Genomic DNA, 13901 nt, shown 5'->3' with positions numbered 1-13901 from the left:
TTATCACTGGATACATTGAAACCAATGTAACGCACATAAAGCATTCATTGTGCTCAGAGCCTTTTTTGGAAATTCACGGATGAGCGGTTCGGCGTAACATGAGGCTTCCCATGGCCAGCGTTTGCGAATGGCATTCAGGATCATCTGTCTTCCTGCACTATCTGAAATATCGGTCGGTGTCAGCCTGACCAGAAGCAGTCGGTCATCCGTATCGACCGCTATGTGCCTCTTGCGGCCAACGATCTTTCTGCCGGCGTCATAACCACGTTCTGGTGCCTTGATGCTCTGTCTGTCGATAACGCCCCCAGATGGAGTGGCCTCGCGTCCCGCGGCTTCACGATCGAGCATCAGCCTGAGGAACCATCAATAGACAACCGGCAGTATTTCCCAGCCGCCCCCTGAGCGGACAGGATAGCGCAGCGCGTTGATGGACTCGCGAAAAGCGGTTGCCCGCTTCCGGCCACGTCGGCGCGCAGGTGGCATCAGGGGGGCTATGCGTTTCCATTCCTCATCGGTCAGATCAGATGAATATCGTTTCGTTTTGCGCGTATTGCTGGCCATACGGCCTCGTTGTGCTGGCGTCTACAACCTGCGTTTGAATCACGCTCAAACCCTCTTGAAAACCTATTACATCAAATTTCCAAAAGGGTTCTCAGAAAAAGTCAACTGCAAGATGTATGAATGGCGGATATGTAACAGGCAGACCGGTACATCTTCCTGAATACTGTTTCTATTTGTATTTTTAATTTAATTATAGAAATTAATATATTTAAATACATAGTTGTGCAATATGGAACTGACAGGATATTTCCTCAAATATGCTTTATAGGCAATTGATAGGGGTCCACGTAACGACGGGAAGTTACATAATATATGCTCTGATCTGTTCTGTATAATTACAACAAAATTTCGTTGATGCTCTATACACGGTTCCGTGATTATATATATTTGCAATCTTTGCAATTACTGTTTTTGCTTTCACCACTTTAAACGGCAAAGCATCTTCCGTCCGTCAGCCGGATTTGCCACAGTCCGTAGCAACAAAAACAAACAAGAGCAGCACAAATGAAATGCCACAATCAGGCGCATGCACCGCCACGCCACCACTTCGCCGCGTCCCGGCCAACACGCATGGTGATTTCAGGGCAGGGGCATCCCATACGGGACGGACTAAATATCAGGCACGTTTTCGGCCGGGTAAGGGTATTATCCTCACCGTTTTTTACCGCGTAAAACGCCCGGATTCACCTCTTTCATGTACTGCTGCACCGCAAGTCATAAAGACCGGAGCGGCTGAACGATGGGAAACAGGCCCATGATGCGTAGAACCTTTGACAGCGTTTCCATTCTGTCCGCCCTTCATTCGCGGCAATACATTCCCCGGCAGGCAGGATACGTTGCCCCTTCCCACATTATCCCGGTATCGAAGCGCGGCCAGCGTATACAGAACATCTGCGCTTCATGCGTGGATTACCATCTGGGGGACCATGCGGACAGGAGTGCAGTAATCTGGCGCGGCGCAGGTAATACGCCGAACGGACGGATGTCATATCGGGAACTGCATGAACGGGTCTGTCGCCTGGCCAACACGTTGCAGGATCAGGGCGTGCAACGCGGCGACAGGGTTGCAATCCACCTGCCTCTGATTGCGGAAAGTATAGTGGCGGTACTGGCCTGCATGCGTATCGGCGCAGTGCATGTCGTGCTACCCACGCATCTGGATGCGCGGGCACTGGCGGAGCGGCTTGGGGATTGCGGCGCGACCGCCATTCTGACAGGCGACCAGATACGGTGTGATACCGGGCCTGTACCGCTGAAGGTCACGCTGGACACGGCATTGGATATGGAAGTTGGCCATAGCCGTATAAACACGGTGCTGGTCGTCATGATCAATAAGATGATCGTGCCAATGCAGTCCGGTCGCGATCATCGCTACGATGCCGTGGTAGACTGGTACGAACCCGACTACGCGCCCGTAGCCATGTATGAGAATGACCCGCTGTTCATGCTCTATCCAAATGATCGTCCCGGCGGGTTCGGTACTATAAAATACACGGCCGGGGAGTACAGCCGTCTGGCCGACTATACAATGGACATGCTGGCATCCGACAGGAATGGGGGCGCTCTTTCGGGTATGCTCGACATGGCCTGGAATACCGGACAGACGGCCCTTGTTGCCGGTGTACTGGCAAAAGGGGGCACGCTCACCCTTTCCGCAGGGCTGTCGGCTTCATAGCAGCAGGGGCACCGACAACACGAACCTCAGGGGACAGTCCTGCAATATTTCTTCACGATTTTGTTTTCAGTGGAAGAAAACCGGTCGGTCAGGGTGACGTTTTCAGTAAGCCGTCATCACTCGCCGGACATGAACAAATAAATAATAAATAAAAATTCAACGTTCAGGTGCTTTGTGCAACTGACACCAAAGACACGCCCCCGATGGGGAAAGCGTGCCCATGTGGGGAGGGTCATAAATTGTCCCTGACTATTCAATGAGCAAACATATTGGCTGGGCCCTGATTGGTGCAAGTAATGTAGCCAGACAGTGGATTATCGATGCCATTCAGGTACAGGCTAACAGCAGCATCCTCAACGTACTGAGTTCAAGCGATGAACGCGGTGCGAAGTTTGCGGCTGAAAACGGTATTCCGGCCCATACCACGGATATAAACGCCATTCTGACGGATGATAGGGTGGATGCTGTCTACATCAGTACAGCCAACCAGTTCCACTGCGAGCAGACACTGGCGGCAGCCCGTGCCGGTAAGAATGTACTGTGCGAAAAACCGGTTGCGCTGACGGTCGCGGATGCCCGCAGGATGATCGCTGCCTGCCGGGACGCGCGCGTGGTACTAGGGGTAAACCATCACCTGCGCTGCAACGCCATGCACCAGAAACTGCGGCGGATTCTGGCGGAAGGAACCATCGGCAGGCTTAATGCCGTACGGGTGTTTCATGCCAATTTCCTGCCTCAGGCCCTGCATGGCTGGCGGGTTAACGACCCCGATGGAGGCGGGCTGATACTCGACAGCACCATCCATGACATTGATACGCTGCGTTTCCTGATCGGAAGCAATCCCACGCATGTCATGGCGATGACCCAGAGCGGACGCCTTGCCCATGACGGGGTGGAGGACGGCATCATGGTCATCATGCGCTTCCCCGGCGATGTGCTGGTCCAGATCCACGGGGCCTATACCGTCCCGTTTTCCGAAGGGGGCGTGGAGTTCTACGGCAGCGATGGCGTAATTGTCGGGCGGGACTGCATGAGCCAACGGGCCGCGGGCCGACTGTTCATGCGCAACGCCGATGGCGAGAAAGAAATACCGGTTGAGCACCATAATCTTTACCACTACGCGCTCGCCGCCTTCAGCAATGCGGTGCGCGGCACGGGACAACCCGCCGCTACTGGCGAAGACGGTCTTGCTGCCCTGGCCATAGCGCTGGCCATTCGTGAATCGGCCCGTACAGGCCGTCAGATCGAAGTGGAAATCCCATGAGACACGCAGCTTTCGGGGCCATCGGTGCCGATGGCCGGATAATGGCCGGGGCAGGCACGGCCCGGGTCACCCTGACCGTAAGTGAACTGCGGCGCGCGGCGTGGACCTGCTCGCTGGGCAGTGCGCTGGAATATTATGATTTTGCCCTCTACAGCCTTGCTTCCGCGCTGATTTTCGGGCCGCTGTTCTTTCCGTCGGCAACGCCCGTTACCAGCCTCATCGCCAGTTTTGCCACCTATTTCGTGGGCTTTGCCGTGCGTCCGGTTGGGGGCATCATTTTCGGCAGGCTGGGCGATCATATCGGCCGCAAGAAGGTCCTGCTGATGACCGTAACCCTTATGGGCCTTGCCAGTACGGGCATCGGGCTGATCCCCACCTATCAGACGATAGGGATATGGGCGCCTGTCCTGCTGGTTACGGCACGGATGCTGCAGGGCCTTGGGGCCGGAGCTGAACAGGCCGGGGCCGCCGTCATGATGACGGAATACGCCCCTCTGGGCCAGCGCGGGTTCTATGCCTCGCTGCCATTCCTCGGTATCCAGATTGGCACCATCATTGCGGCGCTGGTCTATTGTGCGCTCCTGTTCGGGGTGACGGATATCACACATTCATGGATATGGCGCCTGCCATTTCTGGTCAGTGCCGTCATTCTTGTGGTCGCACTCTATATGCGTCTCAAGCTCAAGGAATCTCCCACTTTCGAGACGATCCAGCGCAAGGTGGTGGAAGAACGTGAGTCCCTTACTACCCTCATCCGCGGTTCCTGGCGCACGATCCTTGCGGGGATTGGCGTAAGAATGGCTGAAAACGGCGGATCGTCCATCTATCAGGTGCTGGCGATCAGCTATCTTGTCAATACGATGGGCCTGCCCGGACTGTGGGGCACCACATCGCTGATAACGGCTGCCGTTATTGGTGGATTTACCGTACCCATCGCAGGCAGGCTGAGTGACCGGTTCGGACGCATAAAGGTGTACCGGACCTGTGCCATCCTGCAGGCCGTAACGGCGCTGCCGGTATGGTATGCCTTCAGCACGGGCCGCCCCTTTGCCGCAGTTATCGCGCTGTCCATCGCGCTGGGGGTGACCACATGGGGCATGTTCGGCACGCAGGCCGCCATGTTGCCAGAAATGTTTGGCGCGCGGCATCGCTACATGGCCGTGTCGCTTTCACGCGAAGTTTCGGCCGTTATTGCCGGTGGCCTGACCCCGCTGGTCGGTTCGTGCATCATAAGGTGGGTTGCAACCTTTTCCCCGTCCGCAGCGCATCCCGGTCAGATGTCATGGCTGCCCATTGCGGCCTATGTCATTTTTCTTGCGCTTATCACCATCGGGACGACTTTCTTCATTCCGGAATGTCGTAACCGCGATCTCGTTGAACAACACGACATTATCTAGTCATTTTTATTTCATTACAGGAAATGCTGAATATGCAGACCGTAATCTCGTCTGATGTCGCGCACATGCTGCTGTCGGTGCGGAATGGAAAAACCGCGCCGCCCGCACATGTGCCCGACAGCCAGATCCCGCTTTCGATTGAAGACGCCTACACCATACAGGATGAAGTCGCGCGCCATCTGGGACCGATAGCGGGCTGGAAGGTCGGATCGGAAACCCCGGCTTCGGAACCGTTCTGCGCACCCATCCATACATCAACCATTTTTACCGATGGCGCGACGGTGCCTGCCGAACTCTGCCGTCATCTTGGTGTGGAAGCGGAAATCGCATACCGCTTTGCCCATGACCTGCCGCCGCGCACACGGGAATGGACCCGTGACGAGGTGCTTGACGCCATTGGCACGATCCATCCGGCGATCGAAATTCTGGATACGCGTTTCGCACAGCCGGGGTCGCAGCATAAACTGCTCCATACCGCTGACCAGCAGAGCCATGGCGCCCTGATTGTGGGGCCAGGAGTAGCGGACTGGCGCCGGTTTACGCCCGTGCAGGAACCGGTTGTGCTGACCATCAACAACCGCATCGTAGCTGAACATACGGGCGGCAATTCCGCTGGTGATCCACTGCGCCTGCTGGTCTGGCTGGCCAATCACGCATCCCGGCGAAAAATCGGCATCGCCGCTGGTGATATCGTCACGACCGGCTCCACAACGGGAACCATTTTTGTCGAGCATGACGCTGATATTACAGCCTGCTTTCCCGCCATTGGCAGCGTACGCGCCCATCTTGCCTGAACAGGAAATCTGAGATGACGAAACCTGAAATCCTGCTGATCGAACCCATGATGCCGGAAATCGAAAAGCAGCTTGATGCCGCCTATACGGTTCATCGCTTTACTTCGCTCGCACAGTTGAAAGACATCGCAGGCCGCATTCGCGGCATTGCGACCGGCGGAGCGACCGGCGTGCCGCAAGCCGTCATGGACAGCCTGCAAGCCCTTGAAATCATTGCCATAAACGGGATTGGCACCGATGCCGTGAACCTGAAGGAAGCAAGACAGCGCAATATCCATGTCACAACAACACCCGGTGTCCTGACCGATGATGTCGCGGATATGGCGATCGGACTGATTGTATCGCTGCTGCGCGGCCTGCCTGCCGGTGATCGATACGTACGCGATGGGGAATGGGGCCATAAAGCCGCCCCGCCACTAGGCCGTAAGGTAACAGGAAAAAAGCTGGGTATTGTTGGCATGGGGCAGGTGGGGCGTGCGATTGCGCACCGTGCCCGGTCTTTTGCAATGCCTGTGTCCTATACCGACCTGCGGGATCTGGAACTGAAGGATTATGCTTTTGTGTCCGACCTGAAAACGCTGGCGCGCAACAGCGAAATTCTGGTTATCGCGGCATCCGGCGGGGCGGGATCACGGCATCTGGTCAACAGGGAGGTGCTGGACGCGCTGGGACCGGACGGTTTCCTGATCAATGTCGCCCGTGGTTCGGTGGTGGATGAACAGGCCCTTGCGCAGGCCCTTGATGCGGGCACGCTGGGTGGCGCGGGACTGGATGTCTTTGAGCATGAGCCGGAGGTACCCGAAACACTGCGCCATTCGTCGCGCGTGGTGCTGCAGCCGCATCGTGCGAGTGCTACGGTCGAAACACGGCTGGCCATGGGTAATCTGGTTGTAAAAAATCTTGCCGCGCATTTTGCAGATGAATCGTTACTTACCGCCGTTATCTGAGCGGACATACGGTCTGTCCGGATACGCCCCCGGTCGGGCGTATCCGGCATGGCGGCAGGAATGATGGTGATGCCGCCGACCGCGTACCATTTATGGTCTCAACCATTCTTCTGTAACGGAAGAAATTCTTAAAATAATAAATATAATGAGAATTAAACCGGATCAGCATGAATGCGTACGTTATTTACGGTAATTGGAGCATTCTATCGCCAGAAACCGCTTTTAAGAATAACAGCCCATATACCTGTCGTCGCGGTGATGATGCTGTGCGGTCATGCAATGGGCCAGACCTTTCAGGACAACTCGAACAGCGACGCCCGCCTGCGGGTGGCCACACCGCTTATGGCCCATCCGTCCAACGCGCCTGTCGTACCCCCGTTTTCCCGGCCCGAAGCCGTGTTCGCGGACCCATTTGGCATGACCACATGGCTCCGTACACGCGGCATTGCGCTGACGATGGACAATACCAATGAATACACGGCTGCCATTTCCCGACCGACCCCCGGTCATCCCGGTTACAGGCAGGGGTCAAGTAACGCAGGACAGGTCAATACGGCCCTTCATATAAACTGGGAAAAAATTATTGGCCTGAAGGGTTTCGCCACCCATACCCTCTTTACCAGCCGGTACGGCACGACTGCCAACCGCATGATGGGGGACTGGATGGCCCATTCATCGGAAATATATGGCGGGGGAGGCAATGTCGTCGTCCATCTCGTCACTGCTTATGGTGAAGAAACATTACTTGGTGGTCGCGTAAGTATTGCTGGCGGACGACTGACGGAAATGAGCGAATTCAGTGCCAGTTCGCTTTTCTGCAATTTCCAGAACAACAGTTTCTGCGGCCGGCCCAAGGCTGCCATCGATAATCAGTATATCACTTCCTATCCTGCAGGAGAGTGGGGTTTTCGTGTCCGTGGCCGCCCGTCCCGCTACACCTACATACAGGCAGGCGTCTATTTTGCCGAACGCGGTATTTATGCAAACAGCCAGCACAGGACCGGTTTCCACTTCAATTCATCAAATATCGTAGGTCAGCTTGCGCCGATCGAATTCGGCTGGGAACCCATGCTTGGCCGCCAGCATAAGCTGCCGGGGCATTACAAGATCGGTGGACAACTGATTTCAGCCCCCAACCCTGACAATTATTATGACGTGAATGGGCAGGCTTTTGCACTAACGGGCAAAACGGCGGCCAATCATCAGCAGACATGGAGTACGTGGTTTGAAATAGACCAGAAACTTCTGCGGCATTCCTATTCCAATGCCGAAGACGGCCTGACCATAATGAGCGGGGTTATCTATAATGATCCGCGTACATCACTGCGTAATTATGAGACTTACGCGGCTATGGTTGACCGTGGTTTTATTAAAAGCAGGCCCTATGATTCCTTTGGCGTGGCCATGACCTACGTCAAGATTGCGCCCGGCGTCTCATATACGGATGCACTGGACCTGAGCATGGTTCCGGCAAAAACAGCGCCGAACCACGCAACAGGCATTCAGGGCCATGAAACCATCTTTGAAACGAATTATCAGATCCACGTCATGCGTGGTGTAGTAGTGGCCCCAGATTTTCAGATCTATTTCCATCCCAATGCACAAAGAAACCTGAAAAACGTGGAATTCATAGGTTTCAAGTCACAGATCCAGATCTTCTGACGGATAGATGTCCTGCTCATGAAGGACAGGCACCGTATAGACGTAACACAGGTTAAGGATAACCCCATGTTACGCAGCGATGCCTGTCGGTGACGGTAAGGAAAGGCCGCGATTGCCGTATTATTCGACGGGCGCGTAACTGCCATCCTCGCGATGGACTTCATTGCCCGCAAGCGGGGGCGTAAAAACACAGACCAGCAGAAGATCGCTTCCTGTCGCGCGCAGGATATGCGGATCGTTCCTGTTCAGTGCGTAAATGGTACCGGGGCGGATTGGAAAGACTTCACCGGTCTGCGTATCTTCGACCTCGCCTTCACCGGAAATGCAATAATTGGTCTCAAAATGGTTCTTGTAATGCAGATGCAGTTCCGCGCCCTTCTTGACGCGCGTTTCATGCACGGAATGACCCATGCCGTCATCACGCACGATCATGCGGCGGCTTTCCCATCCCGGTCCCGAAGCATCCCGTGCCGTACCCGCGATTTCGTTGGATGTAACAACAATCATGATCTTTCCCTTATGGTGATTTCACACGGGCTGCTGAAGGTTACTGACCAGTGGTTCCAGTACACTGGCCATGGCGAGGAGGGCATCATCGCCACCCCGTATTCCCGTCAGCATCAGGCCAACGGGAAGTTTGCCAACCGGCAGGGAAATGCCGGGCAGATCCAGACGGTTGGCGAATTCGGTTAATGAAAATGCGCGCCGGTTAAGCCGCAGATAGGTTGCCTCATCCCGCAGTTCCGCCACAGCCGGTGGCAGGATCGGAACGGTGGGCAACAGGAAGCCGTCATATCCGGTTATCTCCCGGTCGAACCTGTCGCGGCAGGCAGACAGGGCCTGCAGGGCATCCACATAGCGATAGGCAGGATTTTCCCGCCCGGCCAGCAGGCGTTTACCGACTACGGGATCGTATCCGTCAAAATCCGTCGCCAGACGATGGCGGTGCAATGCATATGCTTCCGCCCCGATGATCCCGCCCTCCGCTGCAATACGGGCACTGTCCATAAGGCTGTCCAGAGGGATTTCGTGAATGGTTATACCCGCCGCCGTGAGGGCATCCCGGCAGGTCCTGAACAGAGCATGCACATCTTCATCCAGCCCCATATCGGATAGTGTGCCGGGAACAGCCAGACGGATAGCAAGGGGAGGGGAAGGGACATCCGCCCCACAACCGGTAATGGCACGATCCACCTGCCGACACAGCCCCACAGTGGGACAGATAAGACCCGGCACGTCAAAACTGGTGGAAAGCCAGTGCATGCCCTGCGTGTCGTAACGCGCGCGGCTGGGCTTGAACCCGACCACACCACAAAACGCGGCGGGAATACGGGCTGAACCACTGGTATCGGAACAGACGGCCACATCGCCGTACCCGCGCGCAACCGCGACTGCGGCTCCTGAACTTGAACCCCCGGCAATCCGTGTCCCGGTTGGGTCAAGCGGCGTGCGGGGCGTGCCAAAACGGGTATTGACCCCCAGCGCACCATAAGCGAACTCGGTCATATTGGTCTGCGCCAACAGGGTCGCGCCAGCCGTACGCAGCTTATGGACAAGTGCCGCACTCCGCATGGCCGGTTTCGCGTGCTGCAAGACCCGCGATCCGCAGCTACTGACCCAGCCTGCGGTATCGAAACAGGCCTTGACCGTCATGGTCAGGCCAGCAAGCGGGGGAAGTTCCCGACTGGTCCGGGACAACGCCCGCCAGTGCCCAAGTTCCGCGCGCGCCGCTTCAAACCGTTCATTGAGGAAAATGGCCTGGTCCGTCCAGTCACGGGCGGCATAGTCAGCCAACGCCCGATCAAGCCGTGCAGGCCCGTTTGCGGATATATGCGGTTCCGCATGGTCCTGCTGTGTATGCAACGGTGAGACGTCGGTGTTCATTTTTCCACCCCGGCGTGAATGGTCAGTATTGTAATGCGTTACATTTGTGCGTTCTTGCCGCCTGTTCCTGAAACCATGGGACCATGCGCCGTATTGCTTCTTCAATCAAAGCTGTATTCACCGCAAAACTGAAGCGTATGAAGAACTTCCCGTCGACGGGATCAAAATCGATACCGGGTGCCGTGGTGACACCTGTATCCATCAACAGGCGCCTGCAGAACGCCATGCTGTCATCCGTCAGGTGCCGGATATCGGCATAGATATAGAATGCGCCATCCGGTGGGGCGATATGATTCAAACCCATCTGTGGCAAAGCCTGTAGCAGCAGGTCACGGTTACGGCGATAGGTTTCAATATGGCCGTCCAGTTCATCCCTGCCATCGAATGCGACAAGGGCCGCATGCTGGCTGAGGGCCGCAGGCGGCAGGAACAGGTTTCCCATCCGCGCGTGGGCGATCTCCGCTTTTTCCGGCGGCACGACAAGCCATCCCAACCGCCACGGCGCCATGCTGAAGTATTTGGAAAAGCTGTTTACCACCAGCGCATGGGGATCATATTCCAGGATACTATGCGCGCGCTCACCAAAGCTGAGGCCGTGATAGATCTCATCCGATATGATGCAGATCCCGCGTTCCCTGCACACTGCGACAATGGCCTGCATTTCGTCGGCTGACAGTATGGTGCCAGTCGGATTGGCGGGGCTGGCCAGAATCAGCCCGTCGGGGGCAGGCTCCAGCGCCCTGATGGCGCTGGCGGTCAACTGAAAGCGCTCTTTCTCCCCACATGGAATTTCAACCGGCTCCATGTGTAATGTCCTGACCACATTGCGGTAGGCGACATAACCCGGACGCGCCATGGCCACACGGGCACCGGGCACAAAACTGGCCAGCAGGGCAAGCACCAGTGCCGGTGATGCGCCGCATGTAAGGATAACCTGCGCCGGCTGGACCGAAACATCATAGGTTTCGTGATAGTGCCGGGCGATCCTGTCCCTTAGCGCCTGACTTTCCCAATAGCCCATGGGATCGGTGGCCAGCACATGCTGCGCGCGCTCAAGCGCCGCCTTCGGCGCGCCGGTGGAAGGCTGGCCGAACTCCATATGGATGATACTGCGCCCTTGCGCCGCCAGTTCATGTGCCAGCTTACTGATGGACAGGGCATGAAACGGATCAATCGGGGGCACAGTCATCACGACCTCAGGCTAGGGCCCGGACCCATAAAGGGATTCCCATTGTGAGCGGCCTGTGATTCGCTGTCTCTGAAAGGAGATGAGCGATGGACGCTAACTTTTTCTGGCTTTCGGACCGACAGTTTGCGCGGATTGCGCCACATCTGCCTACCGATACGCGTGGCAAGCCGCGTGTGGATGATCGACGTGTGATCAGTGGCATCATTCAGATCATGCTGTCCGGCGCGCGGTGGAAAGATGCGCCGTCCGCGTATGGCCCGCGCAAAACGCTCTACAATCGGTTTCAGCGCTGGGCTGCGAAAGGCGTCTGGGCGCGCCTGTTCGAGGCGCTGGCGCAGAGCGGTGGACCGCCTGCCGAACTTCTGATCGACAGTTCTGCCGTGAAGGCCCATCGCTGCGCCTCCGGCGGAAAAAGGGGGAGCGACACCAGGCCATCGGCCGATCGCGTGGCGGGCGCACGACCAAGATCCACGCGCTGACGGATGCCGCCTGCCGGCCGGTCGCCTTCGTGCTGACCGGCGGCAACGTCGCGGATTGCACGGCAGCGGCCCCGCTACTGGAGCAAGTCTCGAACGTCCGGCTGATCCACGGCGACAAGGGCTACGACACCAACGCGGTGCGTCGACAGATCGAGGACAAGGGCGCCGCGCCGAACATCCCGCCCAAGGTCAACCGGGTCTGGAAGAACTGCTTTTCGCCGGTCCTTTATCGGACGCGAAATGCCATTGAGCGCATGTTCAACCGCCTCAAGGACTTCCGCCGCATCGCGACACGTTACGATCGCAATGCCACCAACTTCCACGCCGCCATCTGCCTCGTCGCGGCCGTCAGTTACTGGTTATGAGTCCGGGCCCTAGGGAAAGCGGCTTTATCATCCCTGCCATACAACACCGTATCGGGCGGGATGAAAAGCCACCCGCCCAACCGGCTTTCACGATTTCACCTGCCTGAACAGCCAGTCCCTTGCCGCCTTGATGTAGAAGAATTTCCGCGCGGACCCCATATGGTCGACACCGTCAAAGGTCAGGAAGGTGATGTTGCCATCCCTTGCAAGGTAGCCATTGACCTGATCGGTCAGTTTCTGCTGGGCATCGACAGGAAAAATACGCGCAGGATCAAGGTATTCCGCCGGTCGCACCACTGTAGCGCCAGCCTGCTCCCATACCGGCACGCATTTCTCGTTCCATGGCGTGGCCTTGTTGTCTTCCGACCCGGTGATGATCAGCACCTTCTGTTTTGCAAGCGGTATCAGATCACTCGGGCGCTGCTGTCCCGCGATGATCAGCCCGGCGGCAAAGGTTTCAGGGTGTTTTGCCATCAGCCACAGCGATGTCATGGCCCCCATGGACCAGCCGGTGCAGTAAACCCTTTTCGGGTCGATCTTCAGAACCTTGTCACGCCGGTCATCCAGATTGGGGTTGCCATAATTCCATGTATTACCGAGCAGGGATTCGACAAGCCGGTAAGTATTTTCGACATCGGATGTATGCTCCCAGTAATCGTTCATCGTCGTGCGCTCGTAGCGCGGGGTGATGATCACGCATTCATGCCGCTCCTGCTCCTCGGGCAGGCTCCAGATACTGGCGATGCACTGTTCGGTCAGCGTCTGGGCACAGGTTCCATCCGGGCTTGTCCCTGAATGGGTGACGGCAAGGAGGAGGGGATAGGAACGGTTCTCCCCACCCTTTGCAAGGAAAGATTTCGGCAGATAAATGCTGTATTCAAGCCACGCGGACCGCGTATCGTCCCACCACCAGTGATTCTGTTCCCACGCATCGACCCCACGTATGACAACACTGTTCCCGTGCGGCCCCGCGTTGCTCCATACGGTCTTACTGGCCGCATACACGGCGCCGCCCGTGGTACGGACGTTCCTGTCCTGTATCAGCATGACCCTGTCGCTATCGGTTGTGGGCAGGCTCAGGTCCGGGTCATGCGTAAACTCGGCAATGACATACCTGCCGGAAATGCTCTTCCGGTCAGGCCGGAGTGCAGGCGTGTTACTGGTATAGATGGCCGCTACCGGGCGCGGTTTCGCGGCTGCCGTCGTATCATTCTTGTCAGGTTCCTGTGGCATCCCCGCGAAGAACCCTTTGGCCGCAGGAAAGACTGCCGTGGCATATGTATCAGGCGACAGGCTGGCCGGGTCGATTGCAACATCGTATTCCACTGCGATGCCATAGACCTTCTCACCCCCGCCCGTGACCTCACACAATGCGCTGATGCCCTGAATTCCGGGGGTTTTCTTTCCGTGGGGGCCGGGAGCGTCGGGTGCATCCGGTCCGGCGGAAGATGCGGCCATGAAGCCATGCCCGCCCTCCGCCGCCCGTGCGCCCTGAACGCCAAGCCCCATTGTGGAGACCGCCCCGGCCAGAGCCGCGCCAACCGTCACGAAGTTGCGTCTTGATACATCGGTCATGGGTTTCTTCTCCGGTTGAGGGTCAAAATCAGGCTATGGCAGGGGACATCATGCCGCAACATACTGATATTGTTGATTAGAATTGTGGAAAATCCCTGAAAGCGCCCCT

Annotated in this window: 11 protein-coding genes and 1 pseudogene; 7 read left to right on the top strand and 5 right to left on the bottom strand. The window is 56.9% G+C overall.

Annotated elements, in window-relative coordinates:
* Positions 1 to 87: 87 nt before the first annotated feature.
* Positions 88 to 561, bottom strand: a pseudogene (locus ACBR42_RS11240) (transposase); the annotation flags it as partial.
* Between the two features lie 739 nt (positions 562 to 1300).
* On the opposite strand from ACBR42_RS11240, the gene ACBR42_RS11235 reads away from it, so the two are divergent.
* From ACBR42_RS11235 to ACBR42_RS11210, 6 genes are all read left to right on the top strand, one after another.
* The gene (locus ACBR42_RS11235; RefSeq protein ID WP_371208068.1) at positions 1301 to 2236 is read left to right on the top strand and encodes an AMP-binding protein; all 936 of its coding nucleotides are present in this window, start codon (positions 1301 to 1303) and stop codon (positions 2234 to 2236) included.
* A 256-nt stretch (positions 2237 to 2492) separates the two neighbouring features.
* Positions 2493 to 3500, top strand: coding sequence for a Gfo/Idh/MocA family protein (locus ACBR42_RS11230; protein ID WP_371208067.1), 1008 nt, complete (start codon positions 2493 to 2495; stop codon positions 3498 to 3500).
* Positions 3497 to 4897: an MFS transporter gene (locus ACBR42_RS11225; protein ID WP_118963888.1), complete on the top strand. Its 1401-nt coding sequence runs from the start codon at positions 3497 to 3499 to the stop codon at positions 4895 to 4897. The genes ACBR42_RS11230 and ACBR42_RS11225 overlap by 4 nt, the downstream gene beginning before the upstream one ends.
* Positions 4898 to 4929: 32 nt before the next feature.
* Positions 4930 to 5691, top strand: coding sequence for a 2-keto-4-pentenoate hydratase (locus ACBR42_RS11220; RefSeq protein ID WP_371208066.1), 762 nt, complete (start codon positions 4930 to 4932; stop codon positions 5689 to 5691).
* A 14-nt stretch (positions 5692 to 5705) separates the two neighbouring features.
* Positions 5706 to 6638 carry a 2-hydroxyacid dehydrogenase gene (locus ACBR42_RS11215; protein ID WP_371208065.1) on the top strand — a complete coding sequence of 311 codons (933 nt, stop codon included), beginning with the start codon at positions 5706 to 5708 and terminating at the stop codon, positions 6636 to 6638.
* 279 nt (positions 6639 to 6917) lie between these two features.
* A complete protein-coding gene (locus tag ACBR42_RS11210; RefSeq protein ID WP_243705276.1) occupies positions 6918 to 8300 on the top strand; it encodes a carbohydrate porin in 1383 nt (460 codons plus the stop codon).
* A gap of 120 nt (positions 8301 to 8420) precedes the next feature.
* Here the strand turns inward: ACBR42_RS11210 and ACBR42_RS11205 are convergent, their stop codons facing one another.
* From ACBR42_RS11205 to ACBR42_RS11195, 3 genes are read right to left on the bottom strand one after another with little or no spacing between them, the layout of a single operon-like run.
* The gene (locus ACBR42_RS11205) at positions 8421 to 8807 is read right to left on the bottom strand and encodes an ectoine synthase (protein ID WP_102323675.1); all 387 of its coding nucleotides are present in this window, start codon (positions 8805 to 8807) and stop codon (positions 8421 to 8423) included.
* A gap of 21 nt (positions 8808 to 8828) precedes the next feature.
* Entirely contained in the window at positions 8829 to 10184 is a 1356-nt protein-coding gene (locus ACBR42_RS11200; protein WP_371208064.1) for an amidase, read from the bottom strand.
* Between the two features lie 22 nt (positions 10185 to 10206).
* Positions 10207 to 11373, bottom strand: a complete 1167-nt coding sequence (locus ACBR42_RS11195; RefSeq protein WP_132304051.1) for a pyridoxal phosphate-dependent aminotransferase — start codon at positions 11371 to 11373, stop codon at positions 10207 to 10209.
* Positions 11374 to 11459: 86 nt separating this feature from the next.
* Between ACBR42_RS11195 and ACBR42_RS11190 the strand changes: the two genes are divergently transcribed.
* A protein-coding gene (locus ACBR42_RS11190) for an IS5 family transposase (RefSeq protein ID WP_371208063.1) occupies positions 11460 to 12217 on the top strand; the annotation gives its coding sequence in 2 pieces (ribosomal slippage) (positions 11460 to 11787 and positions 11787 to 12217; 759 coding nt in all).
* A gap of 87 nt (positions 12218 to 12304) precedes the next feature.
* Here ACBR42_RS11190 and ACBR42_RS11185 read toward each other — a convergent pair.
* Positions 12305 to 13792, bottom strand: coding sequence for a prolyl oligopeptidase family serine peptidase (locus ACBR42_RS11185; protein WP_371208062.1), 1488 nt, complete (start codon positions 13790 to 13792; stop codon positions 12305 to 12307).
* Positions 13793 to 13901 lie beyond the last annotated feature (109 nt).

The sequence above is a fragment of the Komagataeibacter sp. SM21 genome, from assembly GCF_041402665.1.
GTDB classification, from domain to species: Bacteria; Pseudomonadota; Alphaproteobacteria; order Acetobacterales; family Acetobacteraceae; genus Komagataeibacter; species Komagataeibacter saccharivorans.
The sequence above is the reverse complement of the archived record's forward strand: the minus strand, read 5'-3'. Positions and strand labels throughout refer to the sequence as shown.